Below are 22909 nucleotides of genomic sequence, written 5' to 3' on the forward strand. Positions count from 1 at the left end.
GGTCCGGCTCCGATCGTGTGCGGTGGTTCGTTGCTGTGTGCACTGTTCTTATCAGACGGCTGAGCAAACGCTTAGGGGTCTGCGTGGGGACCGTGCGGACCGGACGCGGGACCGGGCGGGCTCAGGCGGTCTCGAAGCGGACGACGACCGACTTGCTGGCCGGGGTGTTGCTGGTGTCGGCGGTGGCGTCGAGGGGGACGAGCACGTTGGTCTCCGGGTAGTACGCGGCGGCGCACCCCCGGGCGGTGGGGTAGTGCACGACGCGGAAGCCCGGGGCGCGGCGTTCGACGCCGTCCTTCCATTCGCTGACGAGGTCGGTGTAGGCGCCGTCGGCGAGGCCGAGGGCCCGGGCGTCCTCGGGGTTGACCATGACGATGCGGCGGCCGCCCTTGATGCCGCGGTAGCGGTCGTCGAGGCCGTAGATGGTGGTGTTGTACTGGTCGTGGGAGCGCATGGTCTGGAGCAGCAGCCGGCCTTCGGGGAGGGCGGGGTACTCGACAGGGGCGGCGGTGAAGTTGGCCTTGCCGGTGGCGGTGGGGAAGCGTCGTTCGTCGCGGGGGGCGTGGGGGAGGGTGAAGCCGCCGGGCCGCGCGACGCGGTCGTTGAAGTCCTCGAAGCCGGGCACGACGCGGGAGATGCGGTCGCGGATCGTCCCGTAGTCCTTCTCGAACTCCTCCCAGGGGGTGGTGGAGGCGGGTCCGAGGACGGCGCGGGCCATGCGGGCGACGATCGCGGGTTCGGAGATGAGGTGGGGGCTCGCGGGGGTGAGGTTGCCGCGTGAGGAGTGGACCATGCCCATGGAGTCCTCGACGGTGACGAACTGCTTCTGACCGCCCTGGACGTCCTTGTCGGTGCGGCCGAGCGTGGGCAGGATCAGGGCGCGGGTGCCGGTGACGGCGTGCGAGCGGTTGAGTTTGGTCGAGACGTGGACGGTGAGCCGGGCGCGGCGCATCGCGGCTTCGGTGACGGCGGTGTCGGGGGTGGCGCCGACGAAGTTGCCGCCCATGGCGAAGAAGACCTTGGCTTCGCCGTCGCGCAGTGCCTGGATGGACCGTACGACGTCGTAGCCGTGGTGGCGGGGCGAGGTGATGCCGAATTCCCGGTCGAGGGCGTCGAGGAAGGCGGGGGCGGGCCGTTCGAAGATGCCCATGGTGCGGTCGCCCTGGACGTTGGAGTGGCCGCGGACGGGGCAGACGCCGGCGCCGGGGCGGCCGATGTTGCCGCGCAGGAGGAGGAGGTTGACGACTTCGCGGATGGTCGGCACGGAGTGCTTGTGCTGGGTGAGGCCCATGGCCCAGCAGACGATGGTGCGTCGCGAGGCGAGGATCATGGCGAGCGCCTCCTCGATGGCGGCGCGGTCGAGGCCGGTCGCGGTGAGGGTCTCGTCCCAGTCGGCGGCGCGTGCGGCTTCGGCGAATTCCTCGTACCCGTGGGTGTGCTCGGCGACGAAGCCGGTGTCGACGGCTCCGGCCTCGATGATCATTTTGTTGAGCAGCCGGAAGAGCGCCTGGTCGCCGCCGATGCGGATCTGGAGGAAGAGGTCGGTGAGGGCGGCGCCCCTGAGCATGCCCCGGGCGGTCTGCGGGTTCTTGAACCGTTCGAGGCCGGCCTCGGGCAGCGGGTTCACCGAGATGATCTTCGCTCCGGCGGACTTGGCCTGTTCGAGGGCCGAGAGCATCCGGGGGTGGTTGGTGCCGGGGTTCTGTCCGGCGACGATGATCAGGTCGGCCTGGTGGAGGTCTTCGAGGCTGACGCTGCCCTTGCCGATCCCGATGGTCTCGGTGAGGGCCGAGCCGGACGACTCGTGGCACATGTTGGAGCAGTCGGGCAGGTTGTTGGTGCCGAACTCCCGGGCGAAGAGCTGGAGGAGGAACGCGGCCTCGTTGCTGGTGCGCCCTGAGGTGTAGAAGAGGGCCTCGTCGGGGGAGGCGAGCGCGGTGAGCTCCTCGGCGATGATCTCGAAGGCGCGCTCCCATGTCACGGCCTGGTACCGGTCGGCGCCCTCGGGCAGATACACGGGTTGCGTGATGCGTCCCTGCTGGCCGAGCCAGTAGCCGCTGCGGGTGGCCAGATCGGCGACGGGGTGGGCGGCGAAGAAGTCGGGGGTGACGCGTCGCAGGGTCGCCTCCTCGGCGACGGCCTTGGCGCCGTTCTCGCAGAATTCCGCGGTGTGCCGCTTGTCGCCCTCGGGCCAGGCGCAGCCGGGGCAGTCGAAGCCGTCCTTCTGGTTGACCTTGAGGAGGGTCTGCGCGGTGCGGCGTACGCCCATCTGCTGCTGGGCGATGCGCAGGGTGTGGGCGACGGCGGACAGTCCGGCGGCGGCGTGCTGGGCCGCGTCGGTCCGCGGCGCGTCCTGGACCGGGTCACCGGTCGGGGGCTTGGTGGCCATGGTGCTCCCCTTCGAGCCTTCGTGCGCCTTCACTGTGTCGGTGGCGCGCTGCTTCCTGCCGGCGCGCACCGTCCTTCTCCGTCCCGCCGTCCTTGCGGCGACGCGGCGGTCCTGCCCCGGTACGCCGCTCCGTTCGGCGCCGCACCGTCGTTCGATCCTGTCATGCACGCGCGCGGGGAGGTGGCGCGGGAAACCCGGAGGAAGGGGTGTGGGCCCCGCGGGTGTGGTGGGCGCCGGGTCGGGTGCGGTGGCGGCCGGTCCGGATTGTCAGCGGTCCGTGGCAGGATCGGGGGCGTGGCTGAGACGGCATCGAAGAAGACGGCAGACAACCGACCGCGCCTGCTCCTCATGGACGGGCACTCCCTGGCGTACCGGGCGTTCTTCGCCCTGCCCGCGGAGAATTTCACGACGGCGACGGGGCAGCCGACGAATGCTGTGTACGGCTTCATGTCGATGCTGGCGAACACGCTGCGCGACGAGGCGCCCACGCATTTCGCGGTCGCGTTCGACGTGTCCCGCAAGACGTGGCGTGCGCAGGAGTTTCCCGAGTACAAGGCGAACCGCTCCAAGACCCCCGACGAGTTCAAGGGGCAGGTCGAGCTGATCGGCGAGCTGCTGGACGCGATGCACGCGGACCGGTTCGCGGTGGACGGCTTCGAGGCGGACGACGTCATCGCGACGCTGGCCACGCAGGCCGAGGCGGCGGGCTTCGAGGTGCTGATCGTCACGGGTGACCGGGATTCGTTCCAGCTGATCACGGACAACGTCACGGTGCTCTACCCGACGAAGGGCGTCTCGGAGCTGACGCGCTTCACCCCGGAGAAGGTCCAGGAGAAGTACGGCCTCACGCCCGGCCAGTATCCGGACTTCGCGGCGCTGCGCGGTGACCCGTCGGACAACCTTCCGGGCATCCCCGGTGTGGGTGAGAAGACGGCGGCGAAGTGGATCAACCAGTTCGGTTCGTTCGCCGAGCTGGTCGAGCGGGCCGACGAGGTCAAGGGCAAGGCCGGGCAGAACTTCCGGGACCACCTCGACGCGGTGAAGATGAACCGTGTGCTGACCGAGATGGTCCGTGACGTGGAGCTGCCGAAGGCCCCGGCCGACCTCGAGCGCGCTCCGTACGACCGCACGGCGGTCACCGGTGTGCTGGACATCCTGGAGATCCGCAACCCGAGCCTGCGTGAGCGGCTGCTCGCCGTCGACCCGGGGGCGGCCGAGGCCGGCCCCCCGGAGCCGGCGGCCGGGATCGAGCTGGACGGTGCGGTGCTGGGACACGGCGAGGTCGCGCCGTGGCTGGAGGCGCACGGCGGTCAGCCGCTCGGTGTGATGAGCGTCGACACCTGGTCGCTGGGCACCGGCTCGGTCACGGAGGTCGCGCTCGCCGCCGCGGACGGTTCGGCGGCCTGGCTGGATCCGGCCGAGCTCGACGAGGCCGACGAGCGGGCGTTCGCCGCCTGGCTCGCGGATCCCGAGCGGCCCAAGGTCCTCCACAACGCCAAGAACGCCCTGCGGGTCTTCCCCGAGCAGGGCTGGCGGCTGGAGGGCATCACCATGGACACGGCGCTCGCCGCCTATCTCGTGAAGCCGGGCCGCCGCTCCTTCGCCCTGGACGCGCTGGCCGTGGAGTATCTCGGCCGCGAGCTGGCACCCGCCGCCTCGACCGACGGACAGCTGGCGTTCGGCGCCGACGACCGCGCCGAGGCCGACGCGCTGATGGCGCAGGCCCGCGCCGTCCTGGACCTCGGGGACGCGTTCACGACGCGCCTGAAGGAGGTCGGCGCCACCGAGCTGCTGCACGACATGGAACTCCCCACGTCCATCATGCTGGCCCGGCTGGAGCGGCACGGCATCGCCGCCGACCGGGCGCATCTGGAGGGCATGGAGCAGCAGTTCGCCGGTGCGGTGCAGCAGGCGGTGAAGGAGGCGCACGCCGCGGTGGGCCGTGAGTTCAACCTCGGCTCGCCCAAGCAGCTCCAGGAGGTCCTCTTCGGCGAGCTGGCCCTGCCGAAGACGAAGAAGACGAAGACGGGCTGGACCACCGACGCGGACGCGCTGGCCTGGCTCGCCGCGCAGACCGAGCACGAGCTGCCGGTCATCATGCTGCGCCACCGGGAACAGGCGAAGCTGCGGGTCACGGTCGAGGGCCTGATCAAGACGATCGGTGCGGACGGCCGTATCCACACCACGTTCAACCAGACGGTCGCGGCGACGGGCCGGCTCTCCTCCACCGACCCCAACCTGCAGAACATCCCCGTCCGTACGGACGAGGGGCGGGCGATCCGCCGGGGCTTCGTCGTCGGCGAGGGCTTCGAGACGCTGATGACGGCCGACTACAGCCAGATCGAGCTCCGGGTGATGGCCCACCTCTCCGAGGACGCCGGTCTGATCGAGGCGTTCACCTCCGGGGAGGACCTGCACACCACGGTCGCCTCGCAGGTGTTCGGCGTCGAGAAGACGGCCGTGGACGCGGAGATGCGCCGCAAGATCAAGGCGATGTCCTACGGACTGGCCTACGGGCTGTCCGCGTTCGGCCTCTCCCAGCAACTGAACATCGAGGCAGGCGAGGCCCGAGGGCTGATGGACACCTACTTCCTGCGGTTCGGCGGGGTGCGCGACTACCTGCACCGGGTCGTGGAGGAGGCCAGGGCCACCGGGTACACGGAGACGATCCTCGGCCGCCGCCGCTACCTCCCGGACCTGAACAGCGACAACCGCCAGCGCCGGGAGGCCGCCGAGCGGATGGCGCTCAACGCCCCGATCCAGGGGACGGCGGCCGACATCGTGAAGGTCGCCATGCTGCACGTGGACCGGGCGCTGACGGAGGCGCGGCTCTCCTCGCGCATGCTGCTCCAGGTCCACGACGAAATCGTCCTGGAGATCGCGAAGGGTGAGCGGGAGCAGGTCGAGGAGATCCTGCGCCGCGAGATGTCCACCGCGGTCGAGCTCCGTGCGCCGCTGGACGTCTCGGTCGGCGTCGGCACGGACTGGGAGACGGCCGCGCACTGATGCCGCGGCCCCGGGACGCCGTCAGCCGGCGTCCCGGCCCGCGGGGCGGCTGCGCGCGGCCTCCGCCTCCGGTCCCTCCGCCGGACGGGGGCCCGCCGGTTTCCGCCACAGCCTCATCCACACCCCGTAGAGCACCAGACCCGCCGCCAGGCCCGCCCCGGCGCCGAAGCACGCGGTCGGGACGATGTCGAGGGGCGTGTCCAGCTCCCCGAAGTAGGCGTACCAGCGGGCGCACCGGTGGACGACGCCCAGCAGGACGCACAGCGCGAGGAACGCGCCCGCCCACCGGCGTTCCGCCCGGCCGAGCACCGGGACGCCCGCCGGTGCAGGCGCGGGATCGGTACGCCGCAGCCCGGTGTACGTGAACCACGCCAGGACCGTCAGGGCCACGGCCGAACTGCCGTACTGGACGAGCTGGAACACCGGGAATCCGCCGGCGGACCGGTTGAGTACGGGCAGCAGCTCCGTGCCCCACCGGTCGTGGTGGGTGAAGGCGTCCCAGACGACATGGGTGCCCGAGCCGATCACGGCGGACAGGGCGAACCACCCGGCCTCGGACAGGGTGAGGCCACCGGGCTCCCTGCGCCGCCCCCGTACGAAGGTGTGGACGCGGCCCTGCGCCGCCCGGGGCAGCAGAGCGACCAGCGGTTCGCGCAGCATCAGCCAGAGTGCCACCAGGGCCCCGGTGATGAGGAGATCGACGGTGAACACTCCCCAAACGGCATGGGTCACCGCCCCGAACTCCATCCCGCCCGGGATGACGGTATCGGCGTAATAGGTGACATCAGGGGCGAACGACCCGGCGACCAGGGCGGATGCGACGAGCGGACCGCGGCCCTTGCCGGACCGGCGGATACCCGGGAGCACGGCTGCGGCATGGCTGAGCGTGAACGGCATGGCGGCAAGTATGCGTGAGCCCGTGTCATCCGCCGGGAGATCCTGGTGACTTGCGGGGCGAGAAGCTGAAGAATCGGTGAGAAGCGGGCAAGGGGCAGTGTGCGGGCGGCGGGAGTTGCCGTAGGGTCGCCTGAGTCCTCGCGCTGGGGAGCGCGAACAGCCGTCGACGGGGAGGGACCGACACGTATGGCAGCGCAATTCGGCCGCAGACTTCGCAGGGGGGCCACCACCACGGCGGTGGCGGCGGCTGCCGTGGCGGCCCTGTCCGCCTCGCAGGCGCCCGCCGTCTCGCAGCCCGACAGTGCCGGTGACCAGACCGCGGCCGGCGCGGCCCCGGCCGGTGACGGCGCGGCCACCGGCAACTCGCCCTACTACACGGACCTGCCGCCGCTCACCACGCCCAACAAGCCCGGTACGTCCGTGAATCTGCCCGTGACAGGCAGTGCCGAAGCGGGCATACCCGCCTCGATCCTGGCCGCTTACAAGAAGGCGGAGCGGGACGTCGCGGGCACCGACGCCGCGTGTCGGCTGCCCTGGCAGCTCCTGGCGGCCATCGGCAAGGTCGAGTCCGGTCAGGCACGCGGCGGCAAGGTCGACGCGAACGGCACCACGTTCTCCCCGATCCTGGGCCCCGCCCTCAACGGCCAGGGCTTCGCGCTGATCAAGGACACCGACGACGGGGCGTACGACGGCGACGCGACCCACGACCGCGCGGTCGGCCCCATGCAGTTCATCCCGTCCACCTGGGCCACCTGGGGCCAGGACGGCAACGGCGACGGACGCAAGAACCCGAACAACATCTACGACGCGGCGCTGGCCGCCGGCCGCTACCTCTGCGCCGGGACCCGCGATCTGTCACTCGCCGCGGACCTGGACCGGGCGGTCCTGAGCTACAACCACTCGACGGAGTACCTGCGCACGGTCCGCTCCTGGTTCGACTTCTACAACCGGGGCACCCACGAGGTTCCCGACGGCACGGGCGTCCTCCCGGTGGGCACGGACAGCGGAAACACCTCCCCCTCGCCCAGCCCTTCACCCGGGTCCACGACGCCGAGCCCCGACCCGACGCCGTCCAGCCCCGGTGGGAGCCCGACTCCGGCCCCCGACCCCAAGCCGACGCCCCCCGCCACGCCGAAGCCGCCGACGACCAAGCCCACGCCGTCGCCGTCCCAGACGTTCGGAAGCCTCGAGAACGCGGGCACCGGGATTCTCAGCGCCACGGCGGGCGACGCGTTCGCCGAGCGCGTCACGGTGCGGGCGCGGAACATGCTGGGCGCCGCACTCCCCGGGACGTCGGTGACCTTCACCGTCGTCGGCGACACGGACACCCGTTTCGCGGGCGGGAAGAGCACCGTCACGCTGAGGACCGGCGCGAAAGGCACCGTCACCGCGCCGGTGCTGACGGCCGGTGGGAAGCCGGGCACCTTCCGGGTGACGGCCGTCGCCGGCACCACCGTGCCGCGCGCCCTCAGCTTCTCGGCGAAGGTCGTCGCCCGCGTCGCGGACACGGTCACCCGCACCGACGACAAGGTCCTGACGGCCACGCCCGGCGCCGAGTTCGCCGACCGGGTCGAGGTCCGCACGACGTACAAGGGCACGGGTGTCGCCGACACCGCCGTCACCGCGACGATGATGACCGACGCGGAGACACCCGCCGAGAACGACAAGGGACCGTACTTCAAGGACGCGAACGGCGAACCCGTCCGCACCCTGCAGCTGAAGACCGGGGACGACGGGCTGCTGACGCTCCCGGAGATCTTCGCCGACGACACCGAGGGCACCTTCACGCTGCGGCTCACGACCGCGAGCGGTGCCACGCTGACCGTCGAGCTGAAGGTCGAGGCGGCCGAGGCCTGACGTGCACCGCCCGGCTCCCTCGGGGGCCGGGCACCACGGCGAGACCTCGCAAGGACGACGGGGCCACCGTTCCGAGGACGACGCAGGGCAGCTCCAGCGCCCTCACCGTCGGGACGGTGGCCCCCGCCGTGTCACCGGGACGTGCCCGGCCGGCCGCGTGATCGGAACGGCCGCCCCGGCCGGCTCACCGGGACGCGCCGCCCCGGTCGCGTCGCAGCCGCGCGGAGGTGAAGCGGGTCGCCTCCACCGTCGCCGGGTCCTCGGGCCACGGGTGCTTCGGGTAGCGGCCCCGCAGCTCCGCCCGTACGTCCCGGTAGCCGTCCCGCCAGAACGACGCCAGGTCCGCCGTCACCGCGGCGGGCCGTCCTGCGGGCGACAGCAGGTGCACGAGGACCGGCACCCCGGCCACCCGTGGGGTCTCGCGCAGCCCGAAGAGCTCCTGGAGCTTCACCGCCAGTACGGGCTGCTCCCCGCCGTACTCCAGCCGGACCCTGGACCCGCTCGGCACCTCGATCCGCTCCGGGGCCAGCTCGTCCAGCCGGGCGGCGTCGCCCGTCGTCCACGGCAGCAGCCGCCGCACCGCCTGCGCGGCATCGATCCGGCCCAGGTCCGACCGGCGCCGGGACCGCGACAGCTCGGGCTCCAGCCATTCGTCGGCCCGTGCCAGCAGCGCGACGTCCGAGACATCGGGCCATGGCTCCCCGCGCACCCGGTGCAGGAACGCGAGCCGCAGCCGCAGCTGCTCACCGTCCCGGGTCCACCGCAGCAGCCCCGTCCCCTCGCGGCGCAGTCCCTCCAGGAGCGCCCCGCGTACCAGGTCCGGCGCCGGCGCGCGCAAGGCGCGGGCCGAGAGCTCGACGGCGCCGAGGCGTTCCACGGAGCGGGCCACCACGTCTCCGTCGGCCCAGCGCACCTCCTCGCCCGAGAACAGCAGGTGCCCGGCCGCCAGCCGTGCCGTGCCCTCGTCGACGACCGCCGCGAGCCGCACCCGGGCCGACGCGGCGTGCGCGGGCCGGTCGGCGACCGCCACGGCAAGCCAGGGCGCGCTGCGCAGACGCGAGCCGCCCCCGAGCTCCGCGCCCGTGCCGGACGCCATCAGGAACGCCCCCTCACCCCGGGCCCGGGCCACCCGCTCCGGGAACGCCAGGGCCGCCACGAGCCCCACCGCCGCGTCGTCCGGCCCGAGAGCCGTGTCCACGGAGGCGGACGCCGTGCCCGCGGCGGAGGGAACCGTGCCCGCGGCGGAGGACGCCGTGTCCGCCGAGGAGCCGGGGAACCGCGAGAGGCGCCGCACCTCCTGCCGCCACCGCGCCGCGTAACCGTCCCCGCCGCGCCGCGCCGTGCGCAGGGCGTGCGCCAGGTCGTCCCCGTACTCCCGGGGCGGCTCCTCGCTCAGCAGCGCCACCACCTCCGCCGCCCGGCGCCCGCCCACCTCCTCCGCGCCGTCCAGGAGGGCGCGCGCCAGCCGGGGGTGCAGGCCGAGGCGGGACATCCGCACCCCCCGGCTCGTGGCGTGGCCCGCCGCGTCCACCGCACCGACCGCTTCCAGCACCTCCCGTGCCGCGCCCATGGCCCCGGCGGGCGGCGCGTCCAGCAGCGCGAGCCCCGTGGCCCCGGGATCGCCCCAGCAGGCCGCCTGCAGCGCGAACGCGGCCAGGTCGGCCACCTTGATCTCGGGGGAGGGGAACGCGGCCAGCCGGCCGTCCTCGGCCTCCTCCCAGCAGCGGTACACCGCGCCCGGGGCCTCGCGCCCCGCACGGCCCGCCCGCTGGCGCCCCGCCGCCCGGGACGCCCGCACGGTCGTCAGCGCGCTCAGCCCCCGCGCGTGATCGGTCCGCGGTTCCCTGGCGAGCCCCGCGTCCACGACGACGCGTACGCCGGGCACCGTCAGCGACGACTCGGCGACGGAGGTCGCCAGGACCACCCGGCGCCCCTTCGAGGAACCGGCCAGGACCGCGTCCTGCACGGCCGCCGGTGCCCGCCCGTGCACCTGGAGGACCTCGGCGTCCACGCCCGCGAGCTGCCCCGCCACCCGACCGATCTCGCCCACCCCGGGCAGGAAGCACAGCACGTCACCGTCCCGCTCGGCGAGCGCCCGGCGCACCACGGCGGCCACATGCGTCAGCAGGGCCGGGTCCACCCGCATCCCGTGCGGCGGCCTCACCGGGCCCGCCGGCGGCGCCCACACCACCTCGACCGGATGCGAGACGCCCTGTGCCTCCACCACGGGAGCGTCGCCCAGCAGCCGGGCCCAGCCCTCGGCGTCGGTGGTCGCCGATGCCGCGACCAGGCGCAGCTCGGGCCGGATCGTCTCCCGTACGTCGAGAAGGAACGCGGCGGCCGTGTCCGCGTCGAGGTGCCGCTCGTGGCACTCGTCGATGACCACCACGTCGACACCGGCCTGCTCCTGGTCGCGCTGGAGCCGCTGGAGCAGCACCCCGGTGGTCACGACCTCCACCATCGTGTCGGGGCCCACGACACGCTCGCCGCGCACCGTGAACCCGACCCGGCCCCCCGGTGCCTCGCCCAGCAGCCACGCCATCCGCCGCGCGGCGGCCCGCGCGGCGATGCGCCGGGGCTCGGCCACGAGGACCCGGCGCAGGGGACCGCCTCCGGTCAGCCCGGCGAGCACCAGGGGTACGAGTGTCGTCTTGCCGGTCCCCGGCGGCGCGCAGAGCACCGCGGCCCCCCGCGCGTCGAGCGCGCGCTCGAGGGCGGGCACGGCGGTGCGGACGGGCAGCTGGTCGAGCGCGTCGGTACGGATCACGCCCCCAGTCTCGTACGCCGCCTCCGCACCGCGGGCGGCCGGTGCCCGTGCGCGTGGCTATGCGCCGTCGCCGCCGTCCCGCTCGCAGACGAAGATCGCGGTCCCCGGGATGAGATGGCCGCGCAGCGGGGACCAGCCGCCCCACTCCTGGTCGTTCCAGTCCGGCCACTCCGGCTCGACGAGGTCGACGAGCCGGAAGCCGCCCGCCACCACGTCCCGTACCCGGTCACCGAGCGTCCTGTGGTGCTCCACGTACACGGCGTCACCGTACTCGTCCTGTTCCACGTACGGCACGCGGTCGAAGTACGAGGCGGCGACCGAGAGGCCTTCGGGCCCCGGTTCGTCGGGGAAGGCCCAGCGGATCGGGTGGGTCACCGAGAAGACCCAGCGGCCCCCCGGCCGCAGCACCCGGCGCACCTCGCGGAAGACCTGGACGGGGTCGGCGACGAAGGGCACCGCGCCGTAGGCGGAGCAGGCCAGGTCGAAGGAGCCGTCCTGGAAGGGGAGGCGCCCGGCGTCGGCCTCCACCAGGGGCACGCCGCCCCCGATGCGCAGCGCGTGCTGGAGCTGGCGGTGGGAGAGGTCCAGGGCCACCGGGCGGGCGCCCTGCGCGGCGAGCCAGCGTGAGCACTGGGCGGCGCCGGCGCCGATCTCCAGGACGTCCAGGCCCTTCAGGCCGGCTGCGGGGCCCAGCAGGGCGGCCTCGGCCTCGTCGAGCCCCTCGGGGCCCCAGACGAAGCGGTCGTCCCCGAGGAACGTGCCGTGGTCGTTCTGGTACTCGTCGGCGTTGCGGTCCCACCAGCCGCGGCTGGCCCGGCTGCTCTCCGCGGTGTCGGCCTCGCGGCGGGTCGCCTCGGGTTCGGACTCGGACTCGTGGATCTCTTGGCTCATCGTGCCCGTCATTGTAGTTTGCCTTCACCCGCCTCGCGCGGGTGCCTTCCCGGGCCGTACGGGTGAGTACGCTCGTGTGCGCGCAACACACCGCTGTGACCGATGTGGCCTCGGTGAACGTGAGTTGTGCCGGGAATGGGGTGTTGTGCCCCGGGTGTGCGCCTTCGCGCATTGACCCTGTCCGGCTGCCCCCGTATGCTACAAGTTGCGCTGCGAGCCTGCGCGCTTCAGACCTAGCAGGCCGCGCTCGCGTCTGTTGCATGTCCCCTCGGTTGTCGAGGCGCCCTTCCGGATCATCGGGTCGGTGCTTTCCAGGCTGTCCGGCTTCTGCAGAGGCGATACGGGTTCTCGGCGTAGCAGTACCTACGACTCACTGTCCGTACCGGAGCCCTTTCCCACATGACGAGCAGCACCGAGACCACCGCCACCACTCCGCAGGTTGCGGTCAACGACATCGGCGACGCGGACGCGTTCCTCGCGGCGATCGACGAGACGATCAAGTACTTCAACGACGGCGACATCGTTGACGGTGTCATCGTCAAGGTTGACCGGGACGAGGTTCTCCTCGACATCGGTTACAAGACCGAAGGTGTCATCCCGAGCCGCGAGCTCTCGATCAAGCACGACGTCGACCCGAACGAGGTCGTCAAGGTCGGTGACGAGATCGAGGCCCTGGTTCTCCAGAAGGAGGACAAGGAAGGCCGCCTGATCCTCTCGAAGAAGCGCGCTCAGTACGAGCGTGCCTGGGGCACCATCGAGAAGATCAAGGAAGAAGACGGCATCGTCACCGGTACCGTCATCGAGGTCGTCAAGGGTGGTCTCATCCTCGACATCGGCCTCCGTGGCTTCCTCCCGGCGTCGCTCGTCGAGATGCGTCGTGTCCGCGACCTCCAGCCCTACGTGGGCAAGGAGCTCGAGGCCAAGATCATCGAGCTGGACAAGAACCGCAACAACGTGGTCCTGTCCCGCCGTGCCTGGCTCGAGCAGACCCAGTCCGAGGTGCGCCAGACGTTCCTCACGACCCTGCAGAAGGGTCAGGTCCGCTCCGGCGTCGTCTCCTCGATCGTCAACTTCGGTGCCTTCGTGGACCTGGGTGGCGTCGACGGTCTCGTGCACGTCTCCGAGCTCTCCTGGAAGCACATCGACCACCCCTCCGAGGTTGTCGAGGTCGGCCAGGAAGTCACCGTCGAGGTCCTCGACGTGGACATGGACCGCGAGCGCGTCTCCCTGTCGCTCAAGGCGACGCAGGAAGACCCGTGGCAGCAGTTCGCCCGCACGCACCAGATCGGGCAGGTCGTTCCCGGTAAGGTCACCAAGCTCGTTCCCTTCGGTGCGTTCGTGCGCGTCGACGAGGGCATCGAGGGTCTGGTCCACATCTCCGAGCTGGCCGAGCGCCACGTGGAGATCCCGGAGCAGGTCGTCCAGGTAAACGACGAGATCTTCGTCAAGGTCATCGACATCGACCTCGAGCGCCGTCGCATCAGCCTCTCGCTGAAGCAGGCCAACGAGGCCTTCGGTGGCGACCCGGCTTCGGTCGAGTTCGACCCGACCCTGTACGGCATGGCCGCGTCCTACGACGACCAGGGCAACTACATCTACCCCGAGGGCTTCGACCCCGAGACCAACGACTGGCTCGAGGGCTTCGAGGCGCAGCGCGAGGTCTGGGAGACCCAGTACGCCGAGGCGCAGCAGCGCTTCGAGCAGCACCAGGCCCAGGTCATCAAGTCCCGCGAGGCCGACGAGGCTGCCGCTGCCGAGGGTGCTGCCGCCCCGGCCGGCGCTGCCCCGGCTGCCTCCGGTGGCAGCGGTGGCGGTTCGTACTCCTCGGAGTCCGCGGACAACTCCGGCGCCCTGGCGTCGGACGAGGCCCTGGCTGCCCTGCGCGAGAAGCTGGCGGGCGGCCAGAGCTGACGCTCGGCTTCCAGCCGCTCATCAGGCGTAGAGCTGTAGAGCTGTAGGTGAGGCCCGTCCCCTCCGGGGGGCGGGCCTCACTCGTACCCGGACGGCGATCAGGGCGTGACGGGGATGTTCGTCAGGCCCTTTCCGCCGGTGACCGTGTTGCTCGCGTACACGGTGGTGGGGCAGTCCGCGCTCCGGTTCGTGACGTTGACGGCGAGCTGCCCGCCGCCGGTGGCGCCGGTCAGGTCCGAGGCGTTCCCGCGGAAGACGGTGCCGCAGCCCCAGCCGCTCTGCTGCGTGTGCGTCTCGTATCCGTTGTTGGTGGTACGCACGCCCTGGTTGTTCTCCACCAGGACGTCGTTGCCCTTCACGTCGACCCAGGAGTCGTCGTAGTTGGCGCCGGTCAGCCCGCCGCCGTCGAAGGTGTTGCCGATGATCTGCGCTCCGGTGGTGCCTTCCTTGATGTCGACGTTCTCGCCGCCGACCCCCGGGCCGATGGTGTTGCCGATGATCTTCGCCCTGTCACTGCGGTCGGTCAGGTTGCCCGCCGAGCCGACGTAGACGCCCTCACCCATCCCGCGCCCGTCATGCCCCGTGTCGTGGATCCAGGAGTTCATGAGCGTCCCGTCCCGGCTCGACGCGCGGAAGTGGATGCCCTCCATGTCGAGGTCGTGCACGGTCACCGAGTCGATGACGACCCCGTCCGCCGCGTCGGTCACGATCCCCTTCTGGCCGCCGGTGACCGTGACGCCCCGGACCGTCCAGTAGTCCGCGCCGTTCAGGTGGAGGCCGTAGCCACCGCCCGCCGTCAGGACCGCCCGTGAGGAGCCGGTGAGGGTGATGCGCGCGGCCGAGGTGGCCGGGACGGTCGCCTTGAAGTTGCCGGTGTACGTGCCGTCGGCGAGCCGGATCGTGTCACCGGGAGCGGCGGCGGAAAGCGCCGCCTTGAGCTGCGCCGCCGTTCCGACCTCGATGACCGCCGCCTGCGCCGCTCCGGCCGTGGCGGCGGGCAGGAAGCCCGTGGCGAGCGCGGCCGTCATCAGGGCGGGGATCAGTGTGCGGGTGCGCATGGGGGTGCCTTCCCGTCGGAGGGGTTCCAGGAGTTCTCGTACGTGAACGCAGACCGAGGCTCTGAAGCTGCCCGTGACGGTAGGGACGGGTAGTGGGCATGTCAAGGTCTGGACCAATGGGCCGGTCCGATGGGCTCCGGGTCCTCGAGTTCAGGGCCGACGGGTCGTCCACCGGGAGCGGAAGAGGAAACGTGTGCGATACACGAGTTACTGACGCCCCGTAACACGCCCTTGTCAGGATCCGGCGCAACATCAGGATCAGCAGGGGAGCTTGGGAATGTCTCACGTCTCGAATGCCTCACGCGTCGCACAGACCCCTCCCGCGTCGGCAGGTGCCAGCCGTCGCAGCTTTCTGCGCAGTGTGGGCATCACCGGTGGCGCGGGCGCGATGTTCGCCACCATGGGCGCACTCGGCCTCGCCCCCACCGCCCAGGCCGCCGGCCGGGAACCCGCCTTCCGGGCGCCGAGCCCGGGCGACTTCTCGCTGAAGGGAAGAGCCGCGGCGAAGGTGGTCATCGTCGGGGGCGGCATAGCCGGCCTCGCGGCGGCGTACGAACTGGGCAAGGCGGGCTACGACTGTACGGTCCTGGAGGCCAGGGGCCGCACCGGCGGGCGCAACTTCACCGTCCGGGGCGGTGATTCGACCACCGACACCTACGGCAACGAGCAGACCGCCCGCTTCAGCGAAGGCCAGTACATGAACGCGGGGCCCGGCCGGATCCCGCAGTGGATGGTCACCCTCGACTACTGCCGTGAACTCGGCGTACCCGTGGAGGTGTTCACCAACGAGAACGCCAATGCCTACCTCTTCAACGAGAAGGCCGGCATGAAGGCCCCGGTGCGTTACCGCACCGCCAAGGCCGACATGTACGGCTACGTCGCCGAGCTCCTGGCCAAGGCCGGCGACAAGGGCGCACTCGACCGGGAGATCACCGCCGAGGACCAGGAGCGGCTGCTGGAATTCCTCAAGGACTTCGGTGACATCGGCGACACGCTCGACTACACCGGCAGTTCCCGGCGCGGATACCGCGTCGACCCCGCCGCCGCGGGCACCCCGGGCGAGGAGCTCGGCTCCGTACCCACCGCGTCGGAGGTCTTCGCGAGCGGCGTCGGACGCTACTTCTCCTTCGAGTTCGAGTACGACCAGGCCATGCTGATGTTCCAGCCCGTCGGCGGCATGGACCGGATACCCGCGGCCCTCACCCGCGCGGTCGGCGAGCGCAGGGTCCTCACCGGAGCGGCCGTCACCGACATCACCGACACCGCCCACGGCGTCACCGTCACCTACACGAGGTCCGGCCGTACCCGCCGTATCGAAGCGGACTACTGCATCGCCGCCCTGCCGCCCAACATCCTGGCCAAGACCCGGCACAACCTCGGTCAGGCGGTGCAGAGCGCCCTGGAGGCCTGCAGGCCGTCGTCGGCCGGCAAGATCGCGCTGGAGTACCGCAGCCGCTGGTGGGAGACCGACCACCGGATCTTCGGCGGGATCACCGAGACGGACATGGATCTCTCCCACATCTGGTACCCGTCCTACGGCCACCTCAGCGAGCGCGGCACCCTCATCGGCTACTACAACACCGGCTCCAACGCCGACGCGTACGCCGTCCTCCCGCCGCGCGAGAGGGAGGCGCGGGCGGTGGCCCAGGGCGTGAAGATCCACGGCGCCAAGTACCGCACGGAACTCGCCGCGTCCTTCTCCCACCACTGGCGCCAGACCCCGTACGTGGAGGCCGCCTGGCACTCCCTGTCCGGCGGGCCCGACGCCGCGGCCTTCGCGCCGCTCAACAGCGGTGCCGGGCATGTGTACTTCGCGGGTGACTACCTCAGCCACACCGATGCCTGGCAGCACGGAGCTTTCACCTCCGCGCGGAAGGCGGTGACAGCCCTGCACAGCCGCGTCCTCGCGTAACCGGACGTGAAGCGGCGCGGTCGGGAATGCCGTGGCCGGGCAGGGTGTTCTTGTCGGGGAACACGAGGAGGAGCGGTAACCGTGCCTGAACCGCAGAGTTTGTACGAATGGGAGCCGAAGGGCCTGGCCGTCGTCGACATGGCGCTCGCCCAGGAGTCGGCCGGCCTGGTCATGCTCTACCACTTCGACGGATACATCGACGCGGGTGAGACCGGCGAGCAGATCGTCGACGGCCTGCTCGAGACGCTGCCGCACCAGATCGTCGCCCGCTTCGACCACGACCGGCTCGTCGACTACCGGGCGCGCCGCCCGTTGCTGACCTTCAAGCGCGACCGGTGGACGTCGTTCGAGGCGCCCACTCTGGACGTACGGGTCGTACAGGACGCCACCGGCGCACCCTTCCTGCTCCTGTCCGGGCCGGAGCCCGACGTGGAGTGGGAGAGGTTCGCCGCCGCCGTGGAGCAGATCGTCGAGCGGCTCGGTGTCCGCCTCTCGGTCAACTTCCACGGCATCCCGATGGGCGTCCCGCACACCCGCCCGGTCGGCGTCACCCCGCACGGCAATCGCACCGACCTCATGCCCGGCCACCGCAGCCCCTTTGACGAGGCGCAGGTCCCGGGCTCGGCCGAGGCCCTCGTGGAGTACCGGCTGATGGAGGCCGGGCACGACGTCCTCGGTGTCGCCGCCCATGTGCCGCACTACGTCGCCCGCTCCGCCTACCCGGACGCCGCGCTGACCGCCCTGGAGGCGGTCACGGCGGCGACCGGACTGGTCCTGCCGAGCCTCGCGCACACCCTGCGTACGGAAGCGCACCGGACCCAGACGGAGATCGACCGTCAGATCGGCCAGGGCGACGAGGAACTCGTCGCACTCGTCGAAGGTCTGGAGCACCAGTACGACGCGGTCGCGGGGTCCGAGACGCGGGGCAACCTCGTCGCGGAGCCGGTCGACCTGCCGTCGGCGGACGAGATCGGCAGGGAATTCGAACGCTTCCTCGCGGAACGCGAGGGCGACTCCTGAGCGTGCCTCCGGCCCCTCCCCGGCCGGAGGCTAGGCTCGGCGCATGCTGAAAGTGGGCCTGACCGGCGGGATCGGCGCCGGCAAGAGCGAAGTGTCACGGCTGCTCGCACGCTACGGAGCCGTACTGATCGACGCGGACCGGATCGCGCGCGAGGTCGTGGAGCCCGGCACCCCCGGGCTCACCGCCGTCGTCGAGGCCTTCGGTCCGGACATCCTCAACACCGACGGTTCCCTGGACCGCTCGGCGCTCGGCGAGATCGTCTTCGCCGACTCCGCGCGCCTGGCCACGCTCAACGGCATCGTGCACCCGCTGGTGGGCGCGCGTTCCGCCGAGCTGGAGCGGGCGGCCGGACCCGGCGCGATCGTCGTCCACGACGTCCCGCTGCTCACCGAGAACGGCCTCGCCCCCCTCTACGACCTGGTCGTCGTCGTGGACGCGAGCCCCGGCACCCAGCTCGACCGGCTCGTCCGGCTGCGCGGCATGACGGAATCCGACGCCCGCGCCAGGATGGCGGTCCAGGCCACCCGGGAGGAGCGGCTGGCCGTCGCCGACCTCGTCGTCGACAACGACGGGCCGCTGGAGAACCTGGAACCGCAGGTCCACAAGCTCTGGTCGGAGCTCACCACACGCGCGGCGGCCGGCTGACCCTGTTCGCGGCCCGGCCTGATCCCGTCCCCCGGCCGGGCCCGTTCCCGGCCGGGAGGCTTTGCCGGCTGCCCCCGCCCGTCCCCGGCCGGCGGAATACGGGCACCCGGCCTGATGTTGAAGAGCGGAAGGCGAGGGGAAGGATAGAGCCGTGCCCGAGAGGAACCCGGAAACGCATGTCATCGACTTCCGTGCGGCGGAGCAGTTGCTCGCCGCGCGGGACCCGCGGGGTGCGGTGAAGCTGCTCGACTCGGTGATCGCCGCACACCCGGAGAACACCGCTGCCCGCCTGCTGCGGGCCCGCGCCTTCTTCGCCGCCGCCCAACTGCGCCCGGCCGAGCTCGAATTCGAGCTGGTCCTGGAGCGCGAGCCGGACAACGCCTTCGCGCACTTCGCCCTGGCCCGCACGTTCCAGCGCGCCGGTCGCCCCGAGCAGGCCACCCGCCACTTCCGGCTGGCCGCAGCGCTCGACCCGAACCCGGAGTACCTGCGGGCGGCCCGCTTCGACGACCGCCCCTGAAGGCGGCGGCCGTCGCGGCGGCCTCAGCGGTCGCGCCTGCCCGGCTGCCCGCCCCGGTCCGGCTCGTACGGGGGGATGTCCCTGCCGGGCTGGTAGTGCGGGCCCTGGCGGATGTGGCGGAGGACGAGGCAGAAGTCCGTCACCGTGACCGCCAGCAGCACCCCGCAGGCCGTCGCCCAGCCCGGACGGCCGGCCCACAGGAAAGCCGTCAGGCCGAACACCGCCCAGAGCATGCCCCATACACTCAGTGAGAGTCGCATCCGCAGGGGACTGCGCGCGGTGGACGGTTCACTTCCGGTACGCATCACCATCGCCTCCTCTCCAGCATGAACCAGCGGCGCGGTGTTCGGAAACAGATGCGGACGCGGGGAGCGGACCGTGACGACGACGGGGCAGGGGCACACGATGAGGGGCAGCACGTCATGGGGCGCGGACATCGCCCGCCGGTCCAGGGTGCGGGGTGCGCTGCTGGGTGGCGCGGTGGGTGACGCGCTGGGAAATCCGGTCGAGTTCCTCTCCCTCGACGGTATCCGCCGCGCCCACGGGCAGAGCGGTCTCCGGGGGCCCGTGGCCGACCCCGAAGGGGTCGTCGGGCGGATCACGGACGACACCCAGATGACGCTCTTCACGGTCGAAGGGCTGATCAGGGCCCATGCCCGGGCGGCGTCGAAGGGTATCGGGGGAGCGGAGGCCGAGATCGTCCGCAACGCCTACCTGCGCTGGCTCGACACCCAGAATTACCCCTCCCCGCCGGTGCGTGGCGGCGATGACCGCGTACGGACGGGATGGCTCAGGCAGCAGCCCTGGCTGTACGCGCGCCGGGCACCCGGCAACGCCTGTCTCACGGGACTGGCAGCCGGTCACGCCCTTGACCCCGGCGCCCCGCTCGGGCGGCCCGGTCCCGTCAACCCGCACTCCAAGGGCTGCGGGACCGTCATGAGGTCGGCCCCCTTCGGACTGCTCGGCGAGGACGCGGAGACGGGCTTCCAGCTGGCGGCCAGGTGCGCGCTGATCACCCACGGCCACCCGACGGGCGCGTACGCGGCCGGGGCGCTGGCCGCGATCGTCACACATCTCCTGGAAGGCGACTCCCCGGCCGGAGCCGTCCTGCGCGCCATGCACCTGCTGGCACGCCACCACGGCCACGAGGAGACGTCGGCCGCGCTGCGTGCGGCGGTCGACCTCGCGGCGCAAGGGCTGCCGACCGCCGAGCGTGTCGAGTCGCTCGGCGCCGGCTGGGTCGCCGAGGAGGCGCTCGCCATCGCTGTGTACTGCGCGCTCGTGTTCCCGCGAGCCGAGGACGTGGCCGAAGCGCTGCTGCTCTCCGTCAACCACTCGGGGGACAGTGACTCCACCGGTTCGGTCTGCGGCAATCTGCTCGGCGCCCGCCACGGCGACGTGGCTCTGCCGGCCTCGTGGCTGGCCGTCGTGGAGGGCCGCTCCGTGATCACCGAACTCGCCGACGACCTCTGCATGGAGTCCGACCGTCGGGTGGCCTGGCCGGAAGGCCGCTATCCGCATTTCTGAGCGGAACGCCGGGCCCCGGCGGCACGTTCAGCCGGGTATGAGCCTGATACGCGAGGGACACACAGGGACGGGGCCCGGCTCGATCACACCGGACGGCTGCGCTGTCGAGCTGTACGCGCGTCTGTCCGCCGGCACCGAACCGGAGGTCATCCGGTCGGCCGTGACGCCCGGTGCGAGCGTGCTCGAACTGGGCTGCGGGGCAGGCCGGGTGACCCATCCGCTGGTCGGGCTCGGCTTCGTGGTGACCGCGGTGGACGAGTCGGCGCAGATGCTGGAGCGGGTGCGGGGCGCGCGCACCGTACGGAGCCCGATCGAGACGCTGGACCTGGGCGACGAGCGGTTCGACGCGGTCGTGCTCGGGTCGTTCCTGGTGCACACGAGCGACCACCGGGTCAGGGAGGGGCTGCTCAGGACCTGCCGCAGGTATGTGAAGGACGACGGCGTCGTACTCGTCCAGCGGGAGGGCGCCGACTACCACAGCGACCTCCCCCGGGAGCGGGAGGACCGGGCGGCGGGGTGCACGATACGCATCCTGTCGGCAGAACCCCTCAGCGACGGGGTGGACGAGGTGCGCGCGGAGTACGTCTTCGAGGACGCCCGCTGGACCCAGACCTTCCGCTCGCGCGCGCTCTCGGTCGAGCGGTTCGAGGCCTGCCTGGAGGAAGCCGGTCTCGCGGTCGACCGCTACCTCACGCCGGACGGCATGTGGGTGCTCGCCCGCCCGGGCAGGCTCTGAACGCGCCCGAGGACATCGGGGGCCCGAGGCCCGGCGGGAGCGGACGGCGGAGCTGTTCGCGCTGCCGCGCGGACGCGGCCGGCCGGGCCGCTCCGGTCAGTGGACGAACCGGTAGCTGCGCCAGGGCAGCGCGCGCGCCGCGTTGGCGTCGGAGAACGTGGTGGACACGTAGGCGGTGCTGCGCCCGGAGCAGTCGCGGGTGGGGTACAGGATGATGTCGATGAGGGTGCGGTTGTCGATCGCGTGTGCCCCGGCGGGGGTCATCTTGTGGCAGCCCTTCACCGACGGGCTGTGCACGGTGACGACCTTCTCCCCTTCCGTCGTGTAGGAGACCGGCCCCACCGCCGTGCGCCCGAGGCCGGAGCAGCCGGTGGCGACCAGGGTGAGCAGGACGGCGCCTGCGGCGACGCCGGTGCGGCGGCGGAGAACGGTGGGGGGCGCGGTCACGGACATGGGTGGGGTCCTCGTCTGCTCGTCCGGCTCATCGGTACGTCACAGGGACGTGCTGGCGCTGGCCACCCTGCCCGTTTCCCCCTGGGCCGGCACCTGGGGCGCGGCCGGCCGTGGCCAAGGGCACCCGGACAGAGGTTCGAAGGTGCGCGAATGGGGCATATCGTGGTAATAGACGCATGACGAGTGGGTGCGGGAACGCACTCCCGGACGCAGGGGGCCGTGATGGTCCAGGAGCTGGTAATCGCGCTGGTGGCGGTGATCGCGGGCTGCGTGGCGTATGCCATGGCCGCGGCTCGGGTGGTCAAGCAGTACGAGCGGGGCGTGGTGCTCAGGCTCGGCCGGCTGCACGATCAGGTGCGCCCCCCTGGTTTCACCATGATCGTCCCGGGGGTCGACCGGCTCCGTAAGGTCAACATGCAGATCGTGACGATGCCGGTTCCGGCCCAGGACGGGATCACGCGGGACAACGTGACGGTGCGGGTGGACGCCGTCATCTACTTCAAGGTGGTGGACGCCGCGAGCGCCGTGATCCAGGTGGAGGACTACCGGTTCGCGGTGTCCCAGATGGCGCAGACCTCCCTGCGGTCGATCATCGGCAAGAGCGACCTGGACGATCTGCTGTCCGATCGCGAGAAGCTCAACCAGGGGCTGGAGCTGATGATCGACAGCCCGGCGGTGGGCTGGGGCGTGCAGATCGACCGCGTGGAGATCAAGGACGTCTCGCTGCCGGAGACGATGAAGCGCTCCATGGCCCGCCAGGCCGAGGCCGACCGTGAGCGGCGTGCCAGGGTCATCAACGCCGACGCGGAGCTGCAGGCCTCGAAGAAGCTGGCCCAGGCGGCTCAGCAGATGTCCACCCAGCCGGCGGCGCTCCAGCTCCGTCTGCTGCAGACGGTGGTCGCGGTCGCGGCGGAGAAGAACTCCACGCTGGTGCTCCCCTTCCCCGTGGAACTGCTCCGCTTCCTGGAGCGAGCCCAGCAGGGACAGCAGCCGCCCGGTGTCTCCGGGGCGCAGCAGGGTGCCGGGCCGGCCGCCGGGGAGCAGGGCGCTCCGGAGCGGGACGGCACGGTGGAGCCCGGTGCCGAGCGGCTCGGCCAGGACCGGCCCCTTGCCGGGCAGGACGTGCCGGACCGGTTCATGACGGAGCAGCCTCTCGCGGGGCCCGGTCCGGGCCCGGCGCCGGAGTTCGGCCCGGACGCGTTGCCCGCGTACGAGCCCGAGCCGGAGCTGCCCCCCGAGCGGCGCCGCTCCGAGCCCTTCACCCGCCACTGACCCGCTTGCCGTCCCGGCCCGGCCGTGGACACCCCCGCGACGTCACC

The 22909-nt window shown here is 71.9% G+C and carries 17 protein-coding genes; 10 read left to right on the forward strand and 7 right to left on the reverse strand.

Translation table 11 applies throughout. From position 1 onward, the window contains the following. Nucleotides 1-121 precede the first annotated feature (121 nt). Nucleotides 122-2389, reverse strand: a complete 2268-nt coding sequence (locus ABZY45_RS04920) for an FdhF/YdeP family oxidoreductase (protein WP_356736140.1) — start codon at nucleotides 2387-2389, stop codon at nucleotides 122-124. Nucleotides 2390-2683: 294 nt separating this feature from the next. Here ABZY45_RS04920 and polA point away from each other — a divergent pair, with 294 nt between their 5' ends. Beyond that, nucleotides 2684-5395: a DNA polymerase I gene (polA, locus tag ABZY45_RS04925; protein WP_356736142.1), complete on the forward strand. Its 2712-nt coding sequence runs from the start codon at nucleotides 2684-2686 to the stop codon at nucleotides 5393-5395. A gap of 21 nt (nucleotides 5396-5416) precedes the next feature. Here the strand turns inward: polA and ABZY45_RS04930 are convergent, their stop codons facing one another. After that, the gene (locus tag ABZY45_RS04930) at nucleotides 5417-6292 is read right to left on the reverse strand and encodes a DUF4184 family protein (protein ID WP_356736144.1); all 876 of its coding nucleotides are present in this window, start codon (nucleotides 6290-6292) and stop codon (nucleotides 5417-5419) included. Between the two features lie 186 nt (nucleotides 6293-6478). On the opposite strand from ABZY45_RS04930, the gene ABZY45_RS04935 reads away from it, so the two are divergent. Further along, nucleotides 6479-8149 carry a lytic transglycosylase domain-containing protein gene (locus tag ABZY45_RS04935; protein WP_356736146.1) on the forward strand — a complete coding sequence of 557 codons (1671 nt, stop codon included), beginning with the start codon at nucleotides 6479-6481 and terminating at the stop codon, nucleotides 8147-8149. 184 nt (nucleotides 8150-8333) lie between these two features. Here the strand turns inward: ABZY45_RS04935 and hrpB are convergent, their stop codons facing one another. Both hrpB and ABZY45_RS04945 read right to left on the reverse strand, forming a co-directional pair. Continuing rightward, nucleotides 8334-10916, reverse strand: coding sequence for an ATP-dependent helicase HrpB (hrpB, locus tag ABZY45_RS04940; protein WP_356736148.1), 2583 nt, complete (start codon nucleotides 10914-10916; stop codon nucleotides 8334-8336). Nucleotides 10917-10973: 57 nt separating this feature from the next. Then, nucleotides 10974-11807, reverse strand: coding sequence for a class I SAM-dependent methyltransferase (locus tag ABZY45_RS04945; RefSeq protein ID WP_356736150.1), 834 nt, complete (start codon nucleotides 11805-11807; stop codon nucleotides 10974-10976). Between the two features lie 399 nt (nucleotides 11808-12206). Between ABZY45_RS04945 and rpsA the strand changes: the two genes are divergently transcribed. Continuing rightward, entirely contained in the window at nucleotides 12207-13718 is a 1512-nt protein-coding gene (gene rpsA, locus ABZY45_RS04950) for a 30S ribosomal protein S1 (protein WP_014156844.1), read from the forward strand. 98 nt (nucleotides 13719-13816) lie between these two features. Here the strand turns inward: rpsA and ABZY45_RS04955 are convergent, their stop codons facing one another. After that, nucleotides 13817-14776, reverse strand: a complete 960-nt coding sequence (locus ABZY45_RS04955) for a right-handed parallel beta-helix repeat-containing protein (RefSeq protein WP_356736152.1) — start codon at nucleotides 14774-14776, stop codon at nucleotides 13817-13819. Between the two features lie 388 nt (nucleotides 14777-15164). Here ABZY45_RS04955 and ABZY45_RS04960 point away from each other — a divergent pair, with 388 nt between their 5' ends. The 4 genes from ABZY45_RS04960 (at nucleotide 15165) to ABZY45_RS04975 (ending at nucleotide 18874) form a co-directional block, all read left to right on the forward strand. Continuing rightward, the gene (locus ABZY45_RS04960; protein WP_356736601.1) at nucleotides 15165-16688 is read left to right on the forward strand and encodes an FAD-dependent oxidoreductase; all 1524 of its coding nucleotides are present in this window, start codon (nucleotides 15165-15167) and stop codon (nucleotides 16686-16688) included. Nucleotides 16689-16769: 81 nt separating this feature from the next. Beyond that, a complete protein-coding gene (locus tag ABZY45_RS04965) occupies nucleotides 16770-17708 on the forward strand; it encodes a PAC2 family protein (RefSeq protein ID WP_356736154.1) in 939 nt (312 codons plus the stop codon). A gap of 43 nt (nucleotides 17709-17751) precedes the next feature. Next, nucleotides 17752-18354: a dephospho-CoA kinase gene (coaE, locus tag ABZY45_RS04970; protein WP_356736156.1), complete on the forward strand. Its 603-nt coding sequence runs from the start codon at nucleotides 17752-17754 to the stop codon at nucleotides 18352-18354. Between the two features lie 151 nt (nucleotides 18355-18505). Next, nucleotides 18506-18874: a tetratricopeptide repeat protein gene (locus tag ABZY45_RS04975; protein ID WP_145802325.1), complete on the forward strand. Its 369-nt coding sequence runs from the start codon at nucleotides 18506-18508 to the stop codon at nucleotides 18872-18874. Between the two features lie 23 nt (nucleotides 18875-18897). On the opposite strand, the gene ABZY45_RS04980 is transcribed toward ABZY45_RS04975, so the two are convergent. After that, entirely contained in the window at nucleotides 18898-19179 is a 282-nt protein-coding gene (locus tag ABZY45_RS04980; RefSeq protein ID WP_356736159.1) for a DUF6343 family protein, read from the reverse strand. 100 nt (nucleotides 19180-19279) lie between these two features. Between ABZY45_RS04980 and ABZY45_RS04985 the strand changes: the two genes are divergently transcribed. After that, nucleotides 19280-20401 (forward strand): ADP-ribosylglycohydrolase family protein, encoded by a 1122-nt coding sequence (locus tag ABZY45_RS04985; protein ID WP_356736603.1) that lies wholly within the window; start codon nucleotides 19280-19282, stop codon nucleotides 20399-20401. Between the two features lie 37 nt (nucleotides 20402-20438). Beyond that, nucleotides 20439-21137 carry a class I SAM-dependent methyltransferase gene (locus ABZY45_RS04990; RefSeq protein WP_356736161.1) on the forward strand — a complete coding sequence of 233 codons (699 nt, stop codon included), beginning with the start codon at nucleotides 20439-20441 and terminating at the stop codon, nucleotides 21135-21137. 96 nt (nucleotides 21138-21233) lie between these two features. On the opposite strand, the gene ABZY45_RS04995 is transcribed toward ABZY45_RS04990, so the two are convergent. Further along, entirely contained in the window at nucleotides 21234-21590 is a 357-nt protein-coding gene (locus ABZY45_RS04995) for a hypothetical protein (RefSeq protein ID WP_356736163.1), read from the reverse strand. A gap of 222 nt (nucleotides 21591-21812) precedes the next feature. Here ABZY45_RS04995 and ABZY45_RS05000 point away from each other — a divergent pair, with 222 nt between their 5' ends. Then, the gene (locus ABZY45_RS05000; protein WP_356736605.1) at nucleotides 21813-22862 is read left to right on the forward strand and encodes a slipin family protein; all 1050 of its coding nucleotides are present in this window, start codon (nucleotides 21813-21815) and stop codon (nucleotides 22860-22862) included. The last annotated feature ends 47 nt before the right edge of the window (nucleotides 22863-22909 follow it).

This window comes from Streptomyces sp. NPDC006516 (genome assembly GCF_040611875.1).
Classification (GTDB): domain Bacteria; phylum Actinomycetota; class Actinomycetes; order Streptomycetales; family Streptomycetaceae; genus Streptomyces.